Raw genomic sequence first — 16,538 nt, forward strand, 5'->3', positions numbered from 1 at the left:
AGACAGTCTGCATGGAATAAAGATGCATAGCGGCTGTGTAATAAATGGAATGCGTTAATGCCAACAATCTCTAGCACAAGCCAGCAGTTACGCTGGCTATGTGCCTGTTATTTTTTCTTCTTTTCAATTCTCGGCACTATGATCCCTTACCTTGGGGTCTTCTTCGAAAACCGTGGATTTAACCCTCAAGAAATCGGTTTTTTGCTGGCGATTTTAATGGCAACCCGAATCGTGGCCCCCAATGTGTGGGCTAAGGTGGCCGATCGCACTGGCATGCGCTCCGAATTGGTGAAGATGGGCGCGGGCGCCGCGATGCTGGCTTATTTAAGCTTTTTCTATCACGGTGGCTTTGTGTATATGGCGCTGAGCCTTGCGCTATATACCTTCTTCTGGAACGCGATTTTGGCACAGCTTGAGGTGATCACCCTTGAAACCTTAGGTGAAAATGCCAGCCGCTATGGACAAATCCGCAGTTTTGGCAGCATTGGCTATATCTGCTTAGTGGTCGGAGCTGGTTTTGCCATCGGCCAATGGGGTACTGAGGTGTTGCCTTATATTGGTTTAGCCTTGTTTACTGGGATGCTGGTCAGTGCCTTGCCGTTGCCTGCGAATCGTGCCGTGCGCCCTCAAGGGCAGGAGCGACAACCGCTCAAATGGACTAAACCCATTCTGTGGTTCATGGTGTCGGCGATGTTATTACAGATGAGCGCTGGGCCTTTTTACGGTTTCTTTGTGCTCTACCTTAAGCAGGCGGGTTACACCGAAGCGGCTGCGGGGATTTTTGTCGCCCTCGGGGCAATGGCCGAAATTGTGATGTTTATGTTTGCGCCTCGCTTGCTTGGACGTTATGGCGTCAATACCTTGCTTGTCGTCAGTATCGCTATGACCGCCGTGCGCTGGTTGCTGGTCGCCTTTGGCGTTGAGAGCATGTTGTTACTGGGATTAAGCCAAGTGCTGCATGCGTTCACCTTCGGTTTGACCCATGCGGCCTCGATTCAATTTGTGCACCGTCATTTTGATGCCAGTCATCGCAGTCAAGGACAAGCCCTGTATGCCAGCTTAAGCTTTGGGGTTGGCGGCGCACTCGGAACGTGGATTTGCGGTTATATCTGGGGTGATGGTAGCGGTGCTGTATGGTCTTGGGTATTTGCGGCGGCCTGTGCCTTTGCGGCCATGTTAGCGGTATTTTTGATCCCTAAGGATAGGGCGCAAGCAGTTGCTGCATAAGCTTATATTTATTTTTAAAAATAACTCATTGTAAAAATTAGAATAATTAACAAGAGAGGTTAAGGTGATCCGGTTTCGTTTAGGCTTAGTCATCAATCCACTGGCGGGTTTAGGTGGTAGTGTGGGTCTTAAGGGCAGCGATGGTGTGGCAGAAGAAGCCCTTGCCTTAGGCGCCGAGCCCAAGGCGATAAAGCGTATGATGCAAGCCTTAGAAGTGATTGCCCCTTTTGCCAAAGATATCGAAATCATTACCGCCTCAGGGGTGATGGGGGAGGATGCCGCCAACGCCTTAGGTTTTAACACCCGTGTCGTGTATCAAACTCCGGATAAAACTCAAGCGATAGACACGCAAGCCGTTGTGCGTACCTTGCTTGATGAACCGTTAGATTTATTACTGTTTGCGGGGGGCGATGGCACCGCGCGCGATGTGTATAGCGTGTTTGAACAAGCCGTTATCGACGATAAATTACCCGTGCTTGGTGTGCCGGCTGGGGTAAAAATCCATTCGGGCGTTTACGGGATCACGCCCCATGCTGCGGGTATGGTCGTGAAAATGCTGCTTGATGGCGAGTTAGTCAGCCTGATGAGCGCCGATGTGATGGATATTGATGAAGTGGCATTTCGCCAAGGCACGGTGCGCGCCAAACGGTTTGGTGAGCTGTTAGTGCCTGCAGAACCCCGTTATGTGCAAGCGGTGAAGATGGGCGGAAAAGAAGTCGATGAGCTCGTGCTCGCCGACATTGCCGCCGATGTTATCCAGCAGATGGAAGACGAGCTGTACATTATGGGCTCGGGCAGCACGGTCGCCTTTGTGATGGAAGAGCTTGGCCTCGATAACACCCTGTTGGGGGTAGATCTTATCCAAGATAAAGCCTTAGTGGCGAGTGATTTAACCGCCAAGCAGTTACTCGAGCTTACCCAAGATAAGCCGGCAAAACTGGTTATTACCTTGATTGGCGGGCAGGGGCATATTCTCGGTCGTGGCAACCAGCAGTTGTCGCCAGAGCTTATCCGCCGCCTCGGTAAGGACAATATTATTATCCTCGCCACAAAAACTAAGCTAAAAGCACTTGAAGGACGCCCCTTAATTGTGGATAGTGGCGACCCTCAATTAGATCGTGAGCTTTGTGGCTATTACAAAGTAACGACGGGTTACCATGATTATGTAATGTATCAGGTGGCCAACCCCGACTATTCAGATTTATAGCACCGAGGGGCCAGCGGCCATTTGGGCGAAATACGTTATTGGAGAGTTTGACCCGATGTTAGAGCAGTATGAAGAAGCACTAGAACAGTGGATTGAGTCTGTAGTGAGCCATGGTGATGACGACGCCTTATTTGCCTGTGGTTATCTGCAAGGGCATGTGGCTGTGGTGTTATCGCAACTCGAAGACGAAGGCGAGAGCACGCTAGCTGCCTTGCTCGAAAAAATGACCGACTGTTTAGCCCTCGCGCGCCAAGAATTAAATGATGCCGATTTTGCATTAGTGGAAGCGGCGTGGACACAATTGCATGGCAAGATTGTTAGTCATTTAGCGGCCTAATTGATGAGTACATCCACGACGACTTCGGTTGATGCCATGGCAAAACCTGATGCGAAGCAAGCGGTTTATATCGGTCTAGTCAATCCGAAAACCCCGACCAATGTGGGCGGCATTATGCGCGCTTCGGGCTGTTATGGTGTCGATGCCGTGTTCTACACCGGCAAACGCTATGAGTATGCCGCCCGTGGGCCGCAGCAATATAATGCCGATACGCAGAGCGCCGCCGAGCGCATTCCGTTAACTGGGGTGGCCTCCTTACTCGATGCGCTCCCCTCTGACACTAAGCTGGTGTGCGTGGATTTAGTCCTAGGGGCAACACCCTTACCTGAGTTTGTGCATCCCGAGAAAGCCTTTTATGTGTTTGGCCCAGAGGATGGCACCATTGGCCAAGAGATTATCGATAGAGCCGATGCCGTGGTGTATGTGCCAACTGTAGGGTGCATGAATCTGGCGGCCTCGGTGAACGTACTGCTTTACGATAGATTGGCGAAAGCCCATCGCGAGCAGCTATCAGCTCAAACCGAGTTTGACGGTGATGCCTTGATCCGTCAAAGCCGCGACAACAATAATCGCACCCGAGTAAAAACCACTAAGCAGGGTTCTTCGCTCTAGGGTTAACGCTCAATGGTCAATGCTCTGTCGAAATACAAAAAAGGATTAAGCACTGCTTAATCCTTTTTGTTTTGGTTGACTAATTTTCACTCAAGCTGCTCTTTACTAAAGCGCTCTTTACTAGAGTGCTTTACCCTTTAGTAATTTGCGTAGCCACATCCGATTTGGGTTGAGTTTATTTAAGGTGGGCCAATCCAGTGGCAGCAGCTCACCGGTTAATTGCGCCGCTAAACATTCGGCTGCCAGGGGGCCAGAGCTTAATCCCCGCGATCCTAAGCCACCCAGGATATATAAGCCATCGAGGATTGGAGCCGGAGTCGTTTGCCAATAATGCTTGCTTTGTTTGGCCTGCTGCTGATTGAGTTGATGCAGTTCATAGCGCGCCAATATTTCAGTCACATCGGGCGCACAGCCCATCATGGGGAAATGATCCCGCGTCACCATCCGCACGCCGACACGGGCGCTATTGCCGCTGATGTCGATATCGTCAACCCAGGTTTGGTTGGGGTAGCTTTCTTGCATTTTTCCGAGGTTTTCCCGTTGCTCCTGCGGGCAAAAATCGAGATGCTCCGCCGCTTTGACATAACTGGCGCCGAGGCAATGCAAGCCTTGATGACTCGGGGTGAGGTAACCGTTCGCGCATAACACTGTCGCCAATTGGCTCAGCTTAAATTGGGCGGGGACGTGGCTCACTTGGCCGCGAAACGGACTTATCTGTAATCGCTCACTGGCCGAAAATTGGGTGAGCTGCGCGCCATTGGCGAGCACGAGTTGGTGGAATGGTCCAAAACGTTGGCCTTGACAGTGGAGATACCAAGCCTTTGCATTACACTCGATTTCGGTGATCTCGGTATTGAAATGGCATTGCACATTGGCAAGCTGCGAGGCCTTATCTACCGCCGCCTTGGCGTATTCAAATGGGCATACCCAGCCCCCGAGGGGATAAAAAAATCCAGCCTTATCAATCCCTATTTGAGCAATTTCGTTGGCTTCATTCGCATCCACGGCGTAGGCGATTTCCGCCGGCCAGTCCTGACTTTGGATGATTTTATCCAACCGTTGTTGGCTGCGCTCATCATGACCCGTTTGCAGTACCCCACAAAAGTCATGGGAAATCGCGGTAACAGTAGGGGCAGCGTCTGTCTCCATCATCGACGCATGGCTCAGCGCCTCGATACGGCGGCGGCTGAACAAAAATGCCTGTTGGAAAAAACGACTCAGTTCATCATTTTCAGGCGTGAGTAGGGGATAAATCGCCCCTTGGCGATTGCCGGATGCGCCTTGGCCTAACTCATTATCTTTACAAAACAATGTGCTACTTTGGCCTCGTTCGGCAAGGGAGAGCATTAGATTCGCTGATGCCAGTCCGCCACCGACGATGGCTACAGGGTGATCTTTAGTGGCGAGCGTTGCAGGTTTTGGGGTAAATGCCTGAGCGGTATCGGCTTGCTGGCGCAGCAGTTTGCGCTCATGGAGCAAAATCTCATCGGTGATCATCTGGCTTGGCAGCGCATCACTTGCATCACCATTCGAAGTATCTTGGCTGACGTTAAGTGTGCTAAAGCCACTGCTGTGGGCAAGCTGTTGCACGGTTTCAGCCAAATTGACCCCAATCAGCTGGGCATCATCGGTACTCAAACGGGCCATTTGCCAGACTTGCTTGCCATTTAAATGCGATGCCAAATACGGTAAAACCAGCCATTGCTGAATGGGATGAGCAGCGCTGTGGGGCAGTTGACTGAGTGCAGTGTGTAGATCGCCAAAATGCAAATCGACCGTGATGCGGCCGTCATCAAAAATTAATCTCTGGCACCCTATAATGCGCGCAGGTTTTGCCTTAAGTAAGGCATTGGCAATCGGTTGTAAATGAGGCGTGGAAATTAAGCTTTGCGATTGATCCCAAAGTAATTTAAGTTCGTAATCGTTAATGGGATTGGGCTCAAACACTTTGACTAACAGCCGTGTGTTGCTTTGAGTCTGCGTTTGCCAGTGTTGTAGTAGAGAGAGCAGCTCGAGTCCATCGCCTAATCCCCATTGCCCCATGACGCACAGTCCCTGACCGAGTTGGGCTGATGGCGTCGTTAAGCGGGAGAGTCGAAGGCGAGTTAAATTGTCCAGAGACTGTGCAGTAGTCAACGCGCATGGGGGATAAAGGTTGATCAATTGCGGGTAATCACGCTTAAATTGGCAAGATTTTTGGGGCTTAGCAGTCAAAGAAATATACTCTCAGTCTCATATTGGGCATTATTTTACCCGCCTTTATGGAAAGCTGACCACTTAATTGAAGCAAAACAGATACTATTGGCTCAGCAAAAAGTAGGTACTGACATGTACACAATGGATAGCAATAAAATGAAAAGAGTCGTGATCACCGGAATGGGTGTTGTTTCAAGTATCGGTAATAACAAGCAAGAAGTGACTGAGTCACTTAAAGCGGGCCGTAGTGGTATTACACATTCCGCTCAGTTTGAAGAAATGCAACTACGCAGTCATGTATGGGGCAATATCAAATTAGATCCTTCTGAGCTGATTGACCGTAAAGCGCTGCGTTTTATGGGCGATGCTGCGGCATATGCTTACATTGCAATGCAAGAAGCCATTAAGGATGCTCAGTTAACTGAAGAGCAGTATTCAGATCCTCGTGTAGGTTTGATTGTGGGCACAGGCGGCGCTTCGTCTTCTAACCAAGTTCAAGCGGCGGATATTCTGCGCGAAAAAGGCGTAAAACGCGTCGGTCCTTATATCGTGCCACGCATTATGTCGAGCACCGCCAGCGCGTGTTTGGCAACCCCCTTCAAAATCAAAGGCATGAACTACTCAATCAGTTCAGCCTGTGCGACCAGTGCTCACTGTATCGGTCACGCCGTTGAACTTATCCAAATGGGTAAGCAAGATATGGTGTTTGCGGGCGGTTCAGAAGAAGTGGATTGGACCCTGACCATGGGCTTCGATGCGATGGGCGCGTTGTCGACTAAATACAACGACACTCCAGAAAAAGCCTCTCGTACCTATGATGCGGACCGTGATGGTTTCGTGATCTCTGGTGGCGGCGGTATCTTAATCGTTGAAGAGTTAGAGCACGCTCTGGCTCGTGGCGCGAAGATCTACGCTGAAGTGATTGGTTATGGTGCATCATCAGACGGTTACGACATGGTAGCTCCGTCTGGTGAAGGTGCGGTGCGTTGTATGCAAATGGCTCTGGCCGATGTGGACACGCCAATTGATTACATCAACACCCACGGTACTTCTACCCCAGTTGGTGACGTGCGTGAGTTAGAAGCTCTGCGTGAAGTCTTTAAAGACAAGTGCCCACCAGTTGCATCGACTAAGTCTATGACTGGCCATGCCTTAGGCGCGGCGGGTGTACACGAAGCCATCTACAGCTTGATCATGATGGAAAACAGCTTTATTGCTCCTAGCATCAACATCGATAACTTAGATGAAGCCGCGAAAGACATGCCAATCGTGCGTGAATACCGCGATGCTGAGCTAAACACTGTGATGAGCAACAGCTTTGGTTTTGGTGGCACTAACGCAACATTAGTGATGCGTAAATATAAGTAAGCCATTATTTTCGTTAAAAAAGGAAGCTTAGGCTTCCTTTTTTATTGGCTGAAATTCAGTAATGCGACTCAGGGATTGGGTTTATGATCAGAGTCTTGCTAGAATCCTTGGCTACTCACTCTCTAGCCCATTTTTATCAGAAAGGTCCCCATGAAGATTGTTGTCGATGAAAATATGCCCTATGTCGAACCCTTATTTGGGGCGTTAGGCGAGATAATCCCAGTCAATGGCCGCACGCTAACGCCTGAGCAGGTGCAAGATGCCGATGTGCTACTGGTGCGCTCGGTTACCCGGGTCAATGCTGCATTGTTAGATGCCAATCCAAAACTTAAGTTTGTCGGCAGTGCCACCATAGGGACGGATCATGTGGATCTTGCTTATCTTGCAGTGCGTGGTATTCCCTTTTCGAATGCGCCCGGCTGTAATGCGACCGCAGTCGGGGAGTTTGCCTTTATTGCGATGTTAGAACTGGCGGCGCGGTTTAATTCGCCGCTCAAGGGCAAAGTTGTGGGGATTGTCGGCGCGGGCAATACTGGCAGCGCGACGGCCAAATGCCTCGAAGCCTACGGCATTAAGGTATTACTCAATGACCCCATCAAAGCGGCCGAGGGCGATCCCCGTCATTTTATAAGCCTTGAGACCCTATTACACCAAGCGGATATCATCAGCCTACATGTGCCCATCACTCGCAGTGGCGAGCATAAGACACTGCATTTATTCGATGAAGCACGCCTGATGAGTCTTAAACCCAATATCTGGCTGGTGAACTGTTGCCGTGGTGATGTAATTGATAATCAAGCCTTAATTAAGGTTAAGCAGCAAAGGGATGACCTTAAATTGGTGCTCGATGTATGGGAAGGGGAGCCGCATCCCATGCCTGAGCTGGTTCCTTTTGCTGAGTTTGCGACTCCGCATATCGCCGGTTACAGCTTAGAAGGTAAGGCCCGTGGCACTTTTATGCTGTACCAAAAGTTGTGTGAGTTGTTAGCCATTCCGGCCACCAAACGCTTATCCGAGCTCTTGCCGCCATTTCATTTTAAGGCGGTCGAGCTCGAACAAACTCCCGATGAAAAAGCCTTATTACAGCTCGCAAGATTCGTCTACGACCTGCGTGATGACGATGCCGTATTCCGAAATGGCTTTGCAAAGGAGAATGGCTTCGACATTATGAGAAAAAATCACAAACATAGACGCGAATTTAGTGCATTGGCGCTGGCTTATCACGGCCAATCTGAGGTAGATTGGTTGTCCAATTTAGGTTTTTCAGGAGTCGGTCGGTAATTATGTCGCAGGAATTTAATGTTGTCGTTTTAGGTGCATCGGGCGCAGTGGGTCAAACTATGATTGAGATCCTCGAAGAGCGTAACTTCCCGGTAGCGAACTTATACCCTTTAGCCAGTAGCCGTAGCGCCGGTGAAACGGTCAGCTTCCATGGCAAACAAGTTACCATTTTGGACGTCGAAACCTTCGATTGGAGTCAAGCACAAATAGGCTTTTTCTCTGCCGGTGGCGATGTGTCGGCCAAGTGGGCACCTATTGCCGCTGAAGCCGGTTGTGTGGTGATCGATAACACTTCGCACTTCCGCTACGACATTGATGTTCCATTGGTTGTGCCTGAGGTTAACCCCCATGCGATTGCCGATTTCCGCAACCGTAATATCATTGCCAACCCGAATTGCTCGACTATCCAAATGCTGGTGGCCTTAAAACCGATTTATGATACTTACGGTATCAGCCGTATTAACGTGGCGACCTATCAATCGGTCTCTGGTACAGGTAAAAAGGCGATTGAAGAACTGGCAAAACAATGCACTAAGTTGCTGCAAGGTCTGCCTGCTGACGCTGAAGTTTATCCAAAGCAAATCGCGTTTAACGTATTGCCGCAAATCGATAAATTTATGGATAACGGCTACACCAAAGAAGAAATGAAAATGGTCTGGGAAACCCAGAAGATTTTCGGTGATGACGAAATCCTCGTTAACGCAACGGCCGTGCGTGTGCCTGTATTCTATGGTCACTCAGAAGCCGTACATATCGAGACGCGTCAGCCTGCGGATGCAGAAGATATTAAAGCTTTACTGCGCGATGCCGAAGGAGTGGTATTGTTCGAATCCGATGACGAATATCCAACGGCAGTGACCCATGCAGCGGGTACCGATCCTGTTTATGTGGGCCGTGTGCGTAAGGATATCTCCCATTCTCACGGTATTAACCTTTGGGTGGTGTCGGACAATATTCGTAAAGGCGCAGCCTTAAACAGTGTGCAAATTGCTGAGATTTTAGTGAGAGACTATTACTAACTCTTAAGTGGCAATTGATGCCCAGTGAAAAAGCCTGCTGCCAGCAGGCTTTTTTTGTTTTACAATTGTGAACAGTAGCAGGGCTGGGATTTCTAGTTTATAGTAATCTCAATAAATACAATTGCCTAAAGCCTGTTATCAGCGAGATAACTTAAATAGCGCTTCAAAGGGAAGGATTGATGAAATTTCGCACTTCGTATCTTGTGGGCCTGATGGCCACCGTTTTAGCTGTTTCTTCCACGACCTCTTTTATTGATCCTGCGATAGCTGCTGATACTCCCAAAATAAAACCTTTAAAAATCATGGGGCCAGACGGACAGATCCGTCAGGTCAATCATCAATATGGACCAACGACCTCTAAGGACACTTTCTGGAGTATTGCGCAAAAAGTCCGTCCCGATGCCAGTGTCAGCGTTTATCAGGTGATGGCCGCAGTATTTGATGCTAACCCCCATGCGTTTAACTCCGACAGTTATAACAGCCTCGAACGTGGCATGATTTTGCTTATCCCTTCGAAAGAAGTGATGCTCGCCATCCCCAATAGTCTGGCCATTGCCCGCGCCGAGCGTAGCGACAAGCAGGCTCGTTCTGGTGTTAAAGCCACGCCTAAGGCAGAAACCAAACCTGCGACTAAGCCTGTTGTACCGACTCAGACCGTCACACAGCCGAAACCTAAGGTGCAGACGCCACCTAAGGCCGAGGTGAAGCCCGAAGCGGCGAAAGTGACCAATACCGAAGTGGCTGCGACGCCAACCGCGCCTAAGATGGTGAGTTCGGATATCAATGCACGCCTCGAAGCGGCGGAGAGCAAGAATTTATCCCTGACCGATGAGTTAGCCAGAGCGCAAGATCAACTCGCGGTGAGAAATACCGATGTTGAGACACTCAAAGCCAAGGTTGAAGAATTAAATCAACAGATTGCGGTATTAGAAGAAACCCTACAGGCCAGTAAGAAGCAAAACCTTGCACTTAAAGCCGAGGTTGAGGCTGCACAAACGCCAGATACCGCGACGACAGACGAGCCTGCCATGCCCGCAGAGCCCGATGATCTGTGGCGTAACCTGATGAGTAATCCGCTGCTCCTCGTTGCGGCGGCGGTGATCCCCGCATTATTGCTACTGGTGCTCGTTTTCTGGCTATTACGCCGTAAACGCAATAAAGAGCGCCGCGAGTTAGAAGCGCAGCAGGCGGCGATGATGGCCGCGGGTGCGGCTGGCGTGGCGAGTGCGTCTGTGCTGGCGATGGATGATGACGATCTCAGCGACATGGCGGTGCATCTAGATACTGACCATGCTGATTCGATCGACAGCTTACTCGATGTTGGCAGTGTTGACCTGCAACCCGAGCAGGAAATGACCGATAGCCATGAACAAATGGACATGGCATCAGAAATGTTTATTGACCCAGGTGTCAGCACTGAACCTGAACCACAATTTGAAGAGGATGAAGGCCAGTCTCTGGACGATCTCTGGGCAGAGGCCATGGGAGACCAAGAGGAAGCCGAAGCCTTTGCCGAAGAGAAAGCTGCATCTGGCAATATTATTGAGGAAGAAGACCTCGATGCACTGCTGGCTGGATTAGGCTCTGATGAAGAAGAGGCCCCGCAGGAGGCTCAAGTTGCAGCTGCAGGGCTTGATGAACTCGACGAATTAGCCGGTTTCGATTTACCAGCTGAAACTGCGCCAGATCCAGAGGATGAAGATTTAGCCACCGCGATTGCCGCCGAGCTAGATTCTGGGCTAGGCGCTGAGCTTGAAAACGACGCTGTGCCTGCCGACGACGATATCGATGCGTTACTCGCAGGCTTTAATCAGCCAGAGGCTAACAAACCTGTCGAAGCGGCGGATGAGGATCTCGATGCCTTATTGACCGATTATGACAAGGCGCCAGTAGAAACTGCTGATGATCTCGGTGATGAAATTGCCGCCGAATTGGACGATGACTTAGCCGAGTTGGGTGTTGCGCAAACCGATGATATTGATGCTTTACTGGCAGATTTTGATAAACCCGCCGCGCCCGAACCCGATTTAAGCGATGAAATTGCCGCCGAGCTTGATGCCGACTTAACTGACATTGGCGTAAGCGAATCCGACGATATCGATGCGCTACTCGCGGGCTTAGATGCTCCTGCGCAGCCCGATCCTGAAGTCGCAGCGGCCATTGCCGCCGAGTTGGATGATGAACTCGCTCCAAACTTACCAACGAGCGATGAAGACCTCGACCAGTTATTGGCAGGCTTTAACACGCAAGAAGCGCTCGTCGAAGAGGCTGTTATCGACGATACGGCTCAAGCAGAAGCCGCCCTTGAGCGCGATGACATTGCCGCCGAACTCGAAGCCGCATTACCTGAAGACTTGTCAACGGCAGAGGACGACCTCGATTCACTCTTAGCCGAGTTTGATGTGCCTGAACAAGCCGAGGCGGATGCCGACGACTTTAACTTCGACTTAGAAACCACCCATGTCGAGCCAGAAGAAAAAGACGAGGAAGAAGATTTACTCAAGGGCATTGGTGCCGCCCATGCCATTGATGGCACGGACGATACCTTCGAACTGAGTGAAGAGATTGCGGATAACCAAGACAGTACGGATAACAGTGCCGATGACGCTGCCACAGAGCCTAAGTTTACAGGCTTTGATGAAGATACTGACGATATCGCACCTGCTCTTGGTGCCGCTGTCGCCGCATCTGCCGTGGCGGCCGCCGCGAGTACGAAGGAAAAAGAGTCATCTTTCTTCAATGACTTAAAGGCCAACAAGACTAAAGATCCCCATGTTCTCGATTGGGATACCGAACTGAATTTTGCGCCTACGCCTGAAGCGAAAACGCCGGTCAAACCCGAAAGCGATTTGCCTTTAGATCCGGTACCAGTGCAGGGCACGTCGCGTAAACCGCTAGAGTTTGCACCAGATACTCAGCCAGAGGTTTATGCTAAAAATACAGCTTCGAGCACTGAGTTTAATCTCGACGATGAGCTGGATTTAGGCCACGAGTTCGATTTAAAAGACGATACAGATGATGTCGATTTAAGCGATGACAGCGTACTTGCCGCCTTTAGCACCAATACCGACCTCGAAGAGGAAGAGATATTAACCCCTGAGGACAGCTTTGCCCTCGATGATGAGCATACGCTCACCGTAGATGAGGCTCTAGCGGCGCTCGATGCGCAGGAATCTCGCAAGTCGAAGAAGTTTGTTCCAGAGCATGATTTAACTAACTTCCAAAACGAGCATGGTTATATCGATATCGAAAAACTGCTTAACGATGCCGAGCAGGACAACACAGAGACAGATCTCTATCCCGAAATGGATGTTGAGATGAGCGATGTGGGCGCCCTGATTGGCGATGCCGCCATGATCGACGTGGACGATGAGGAAAACTCAGTCAATGCCAAGCTCGATTTAGCCCGCGCCTATATCGAAATCGATGATAGCGACAGTGCCAAAGCATTGCTACGGGAAGTCCAAATCGACGGTAACGAGCGTCAGCAAGAAGAAGCTGCTCGTTTACTTAAAGAGATGGGCTAATCCCTAAGGGGCTTGATTTCACACTAACGGCGCGCAGAGCGCCGTTTTTTTTGTGGGCTGCTGTGATAAAATGCGCCGCTAAATTAACTGTGAGGATGTGTGGATGCGGATTGCATTAGGTATTGAATATGACGGCAGTGGTTATTTCGGTTGGCAACGTCAGGCCGAAGTCGATTCAGTACAAGGGCAATTAGAACAAGCCTTATCTAAGGTGGCCAACGAACCCATCAGCTTGTTCTGTGCGGGACGAACCGATGCCGGCGTTCATGCAACGGGACAGGTGGTGCATTTCGAGACGAATGCCATACGTAACGAAGGCGCGTGGACCTTAGGGGTGAATGCCAATTTGCCCGATAATATCGCCGTTCGCTGGGCCAAAGAGGTGGATGACAGTTTCCATGCTCGCTTTTCAGCCACGGCCAGACGTTATCGCTATGTGATTTACAATCATAATTTTCGCCCCGGGATCCTACGTCACGGTGTGAGCCATTACCATGGTGATATCGACGCCGATAAAATGCATGTTGCAGCGCAGGCGCTGCTCGGTGAGCAGGACTTTACCAGTTTTCGCGCCATTCAATGTCAATCGAAAACCCCATTTCGCAATGTACACAGCGTTAAAGTGACCCGTCAGGGCATGTATGTGATTGTCGATATTTCTGCCAACGCCTTCTTGCACCATATGGTGCGCAACATTGTTGGCTCCCTGTTGGAAATCGGCCTAGGCAACCAACCACTGACTTGGATGGCGGATTTGCTGGCGCTTAAAGATCGCAATCAAGCGGCGGCCACCGCCAAACCCAATGGGCTCTATTTAGTCGATGTAACATATCCCGAGCAGTATCAACTGCCTAAGTTGGCTTTAGGGCCATTGTTTATGCTGGATTAATCGCCGCTTTGCCGATTAAGTGAAGCGCGTATCGAAGGAAGGAAAGAACAGATGACCACAGCCCCGACTGAACAGACAGCCTTAACTGTGCCGAGTGCGAATGCGCCATTGGCACAATGGCTAGATTATTTATTATCGATTCACCCAACCGAAATCGATATGGGATTAACCCGGGTTTCAAAGGTTGCCGCGCGCCTGCATTTATTGGATCTCGGCCCCTGTAAAGTGGTCACAGTAGGGGGCACCAATGGCAAAGGCACCACCTGCGCCATGCTCGAAAACATCCTGCGTTTATCAGGGCTGACGGTGGGCGTCTACAGCTCGCCCCATATGCTCAAATACAATGAAAGGGTGCGTATCAACGGTCAAGATGCCAGCGATGAAGCCTTTGTGGCGGCCTTTGAGCAGATTGAGGCGGCGCGCGGTGAGATTTCGCTGACCTTCTTCGAATATGCCACCTTGGCGGGCTTGATCCTGTTTAAAGCGGCCAAGTTGGATGTGGTGATCTTAGAAGTCGGTCTTGGCGGCCGTTTGGATGCCACCAATATGATTGATGCCGATATCAGCGTGGTGACGTCCGTCGATTTAGACCACGAGGCGTATTTGGGCAATACCCGCGAGCTGGTCGGCCGTGAAAAGGCAGGCATTTTTCGCCAAGGTCGCCCCGCGATTGTTGGTGAGCCTAACTTACCCCATACGGTCAATGATGTCGCCCAAGATGTTGGCGCCAAGCTCTATCGTGTGGGCGAGGAATTTAGTTACCAGCAAGATGGCGAGACGTGGGATTACCAAGGCCAAGTATTGACCCTTAAGCAGCTGAGTTTGCCGACACTGCCATTACCCAACGCTGCGACTGTGATTGCGATTGTTGAGCATGGCTGGCCGCATATTGCTGCCGATATCATTGCCAAAGGTATCAGTAGCGCGCGCTTAACTGGGCGTTTAGAACAAGTTAACGAGCAGCCGCTGATTTTACTCGATGTGGCGCACAATCCCCATGCGGCACGCTTTTTAGTCAAGCAGCTCACGCCTATGGTGACGGGGAAGCGAGTGTTTGCCCTGTGTGGCATGCTAAAGGATAAGGACATTGCAGGCGTATTGCCTGTGGTTTCGCCCTTAATCGATACTTGGTACTTAGTGAGTTTACAGGGTGAGCGCGGCGCGAATGCAAGCCTGCTGCGCCAAACCTTAGCAAAAGACACTAAGGCCCATGAGTTTGACGATATCGCCTCGGCATGGACGGCATTAAAAGCGCAAATTCAGCCCGATGATGTGGTAATTGTGTTTGGCTCCTTTTACACTGTGGCAGGTTTTAAGTCTCTCTTTAAGCAGGATAACCGTTTTGTCTAGCCAGTTTCATAATCGATTAGTCGGCACTGTGGTGCTGGTCGCCCTCGGGGTGATTTTTCTGCCGGATATTTTAGATGGCAAGAAGGACCGCCAAGAGGAACAATTTGCCGAAATTCCCCTGCGTCCTGCCGCGATAGCGCAGCAAAACGCCGATGATATGTTTGAGGTGTTGTCCACTCAGGATGTGGATGGCGAAGGTGCTATTCCCGAAGAGGCCTCTCCGAATGATGAGGCGGCGTTAGCGCAGGCGGTCAATACTGACGTCAAAGACACGCCTGCAGCAAAAGTCGAGCCTAAAGCGGACGCGGTGAAGGAGCAAGCCAAGCCACAGACGGCAAAAGCGGAAAATAAGCCTGAAGTGAAAGAGTCGGTGAAAACCGAGACCGCTAAGGCCGAACCGAAGAAAGAGACGCCAAAGCCGACTCCAACTAAAACTGAGACCAAAAAGCCTGAAACCAAGCCAACCGTCGTGGCGAAAGCGGACAAACCTAAAGCCGAAACCGCGAAAACAGAATCTGCAAAACCTGCCAAAGACGATGGCATTAAAGTGGTGAGCCGCGATTCATTAAAACCTGGACTTACCCTGCAACTAGGCGCATTTAGCAATGCCGCCAACGTAAAAGCGCTGGTGGCGCAGTTACGTAAAAGTGGTTACAAGGCGTACACAATTCCAGACACGCCTAAGGATGGCGTATTGACGAAAGTGTTCGTGGGGCCCGATGTTTCCGAAGCTAAGCTCAAGAAAATGCAGGAAGAAATAGAAAGCCTAACCCGTTTGAAAGGCAGAATTGTGCCTTTTAATCCGTTGGAATCTTAATGCTGAACTGCGGAGGCTGAAATAATTTATTTACCTCGCTAGGGGTGAGAATCGTTTCAGTCTCTGGTAGAATCGCGCCGTCTTAAAGCCTATGCTGGAAAGCCATCTCAATGGTTTGGATTGATTACGCTATCATCTTTGTTATCGGGTTATCGACTCTTATCAGTCTGATCCGCGGATTTGCCAAAGAAGCCATGTCGTTAGTGGTATGGTTCGCGGCTTTCTTTGTTGCCAGCCAATTTTACCAAGACCTCGCCGTTTATCTCACGCAAATGAACGATGAGGTGCTACGCAATGGGGTCTCCATTGCTATTCTTTTTATCACCACCTTAATACTCGGCGCCCTCATCAATTACATCATTGGGCAATTAGTGGTTAAAACCGGATTATCAGGCACTGACAGACTCTTAGGTCTGTGTTTCGGTGCCATTAGGGGCGCTCTGATCGTCAGCGCGCTGCTGTTTTTTATGGATGCTTTTACAGGCTCACCCAACACCCAATGGTGGAAGGACTCTGTACTAGTGCCCGAATTTGGCGTTGTGATCCAATGGTTCTTTCACTATTTGGAAAACACCTCCAGCTTTGTACCCAAACTATAAAAAAGACAATAAATTTATCCTAAGTGATGGAGGATAAGTAAGGTTGAGCCCAAAGCCCAAGGTTCGGACTCAACACTGAGATGAAGCACTTAAGCCGTATGGCTGGGGA

13 protein-coding genes are annotated in these 16,538 nt (G+C 50.2%); 12 read left to right on the forward strand and 1 reads right to left on the reverse strand.

Annotated elements, in window-relative coordinates; all coding sequences use genetic code 11:
* Positions 1-57: 57 nt before the first annotated feature.
* The 4 genes from N5E87_RS07715 to N5E87_RS07730 all read left to right on the forward strand — a co-directional run bounded on the left by N5E87_RS07715 (position 58) and on the right by N5E87_RS07730 (position 3,383).
* Positions 58-1,227 (forward strand): MFS transporter, encoded by a 1,170-nt coding sequence (locus N5E87_RS07715; protein ID WP_086904064.1) that lies wholly within the window; start codon positions 58-60, stop codon positions 1,225-1,227.
* A 64-nt stretch (positions 1,228-1,291) separates the two neighbouring features.
* Positions 1,292-2,434 (forward strand): ATP-NAD kinase family protein, encoded by a 1,143-nt coding sequence (locus tag N5E87_RS07720; protein ID WP_086904065.1) that lies wholly within the window; start codon positions 1,292-1,294, stop codon positions 2,432-2,434.
* A 55-nt stretch (positions 2,435-2,489) separates the two neighbouring features.
* Positions 2,490-2,771 carry a YfcL family protein gene (locus tag N5E87_RS07725; protein WP_086904066.1) on the forward strand — a complete coding sequence of 94 codons (282 nt, stop codon included), beginning with the start codon at positions 2,490-2,492 and terminating at the stop codon, positions 2,769-2,771.
* A 3-nt stretch (positions 2,772-2,774) separates the two neighbouring features.
* Positions 2,775-3,383 (forward strand): RNA methyltransferase, encoded by a 609-nt coding sequence (locus N5E87_RS07730; protein WP_086904067.1) that lies wholly within the window; start codon positions 2,775-2,777, stop codon positions 3,381-3,383.
* Positions 3,384-3,503: 120 nt separating this feature from the next.
* Here N5E87_RS07730 and mnmC read toward each other — a convergent pair whose 3' ends face one another.
* The gene (mnmC, locus tag N5E87_RS07735) at positions 3,504-5,597 is read right to left on the reverse strand and encodes an FAD-dependent 5-carboxymethylaminomethyl-2-thiouridine(34) oxidoreductase MnmC (RefSeq protein WP_086904068.1); all 2,094 of its coding nucleotides are present in this window, start codon (positions 5,595-5,597) and stop codon (positions 3,504-3,506) included.
* 138 nt (positions 5,598-5,735) lie between these two features.
* On the opposite strand from mnmC, the gene fabB reads away from it, so the two are divergent.
* The 8 genes from fabB (at position 5,736) to N5E87_RS07775 (ending at position 16,429) form a co-directional block, all read left to right on the forward strand.
* Entirely contained in the window at positions 5,736-6,947 is a 1,212-nt protein-coding gene (gene fabB / locus N5E87_RS07740; RefSeq protein WP_041416791.1) for a beta-ketoacyl-ACP synthase I, read from the forward strand.
* Positions 6,948-7,097: 150 nt separating this feature from the next.
* Positions 7,098-8,228 carry a 4-phosphoerythronate dehydrogenase gene (locus N5E87_RS07745; RefSeq protein ID WP_086904069.1) on the forward strand — a complete coding sequence of 377 codons (1,131 nt, stop codon included), beginning with the start codon at positions 7,098-7,100 and terminating at the stop codon, positions 8,226-8,228.
* A gap of 2 nt (positions 8,229-8,230) precedes the next feature.
* Entirely contained in the window at positions 8,231-9,247 is a 1,017-nt protein-coding gene (locus N5E87_RS07750; protein ID WP_086904070.1) for an aspartate-semialdehyde dehydrogenase, read from the forward strand.
* A 179-nt stretch (positions 9,248-9,426) separates the two neighbouring features.
* A complete protein-coding gene (locus N5E87_RS07755; RefSeq protein ID WP_086904071.1) occupies positions 9,427-12,774 on the forward strand; it encodes a FimV/HubP family polar landmark protein in 3,348 nt (1,115 codons plus the stop codon).
* A gap of 103 nt (positions 12,775-12,877) precedes the next feature.
* On the forward strand, positions 12,878-13,663 hold the full coding sequence (gene truA, locus N5E87_RS07760) for a tRNA pseudouridine(38-40) synthase TruA (protein ID WP_011625793.1): 786 nt from the start codon (positions 12,878-12,880) through the stop codon (positions 13,661-13,663).
* A 51-nt stretch (positions 13,664-13,714) separates the two neighbouring features.
* Positions 13,715-15,013 (forward strand): bifunctional tetrahydrofolate synthase/dihydrofolate synthase, encoded by a 1,299-nt coding sequence (folC, locus tag N5E87_RS07765; RefSeq protein ID WP_086904072.1) that lies wholly within the window; start codon positions 13,715-13,717, stop codon positions 15,011-15,013.
* Positions 15,006-15,830 (forward strand): SPOR domain-containing protein, encoded by an 825-nt coding sequence (locus N5E87_RS07770; RefSeq protein WP_086904073.1) that lies wholly within the window; start codon positions 15,006-15,008, stop codon positions 15,828-15,830. The genes folC and N5E87_RS07770 overlap by 8 nt, the downstream gene beginning before the upstream one ends.
* A gap of 110 nt (positions 15,831-15,940) precedes the next feature.
* A complete protein-coding gene (locus tag N5E87_RS07775; RefSeq protein ID WP_011716539.1) occupies positions 15,941-16,429 on the forward strand; it encodes a CvpA family protein in 489 nt (162 codons plus the stop codon).
* Positions 16,430-16,538: the final 109 nt, after the last annotated feature.

It is taken from the genome of Shewanella sp. GD03713 (assembly GCF_029843705.1).
Taxonomy (GTDB): domain Bacteria; phylum Pseudomonadota; class Gammaproteobacteria; order Enterobacterales; family Shewanellaceae; genus Shewanella.

What these genes read in the sequence shown, in the direction of transcription:
- truA (WP_011625793.1), top strand. Translation starts at nt 12,878, where the DNA reads ATGCGGATTGCATTAGGTATTGAATATGACGGCAGTGGTTATTTCGGT.
- N5E87_RS07745 (WP_086904069.1), top strand. Translation starts at nt 7,098, where the DNA reads ATGAAGATTGTTGTCGATGAAAATATGCCCTATGTCGAACCCTTATTT.
- folC (WP_086904072.1), top strand. Translation starts at nt 13,715, where the DNA reads ATGACCACAGCCCCGACTGAACAGACAGCCTTAACTGTGCCGAGTGCG.
- fabB (WP_041416791.1), top strand. Translation starts at nt 5,736, where the DNA reads ATGAAAAGAGTCGTGATCACCGGAATGGGTGTTGTTTCAAGTATCGGT.
- N5E87_RS07755 (WP_086904071.1), top strand. Translation starts at nt 9,427, where the DNA reads ATGAAATTTCGCACTTCGTATCTTGTGGGCCTGATGGCCACCGTTTTA.
- N5E87_RS07750 (WP_086904070.1), top strand. Translation starts at nt 8,231, where the DNA reads ATGTCGCAGGAATTTAATGTTGTCGTTTTAGGTGCATCGGGCGCAGTG.
- N5E87_RS07715 (WP_086904064.1), top strand. Translation starts at nt 58, where the DNA reads ATGCCAACAATCTCTAGCACAAGCCAGCAGTTACGCTGGCTATGTGCC.
- N5E87_RS07725 (WP_086904066.1), top strand. Translation starts at nt 2,490, where the DNA reads ATGTTAGAGCAGTATGAAGAAGCACTAGAACAGTGGATTGAGTCTGTA.
- N5E87_RS07730 (WP_086904067.1), top strand. Translation starts at nt 2,775, where the DNA reads ATGAGTACATCCACGACGACTTCGGTTGATGCCATGGCAAAACCTGAT.
- N5E87_RS07775 (WP_011716539.1), top strand. Translation starts at nt 15,941, where the DNA reads ATGGTTTGGATTGATTACGCTATCATCTTTGTTATCGGGTTATCGACT.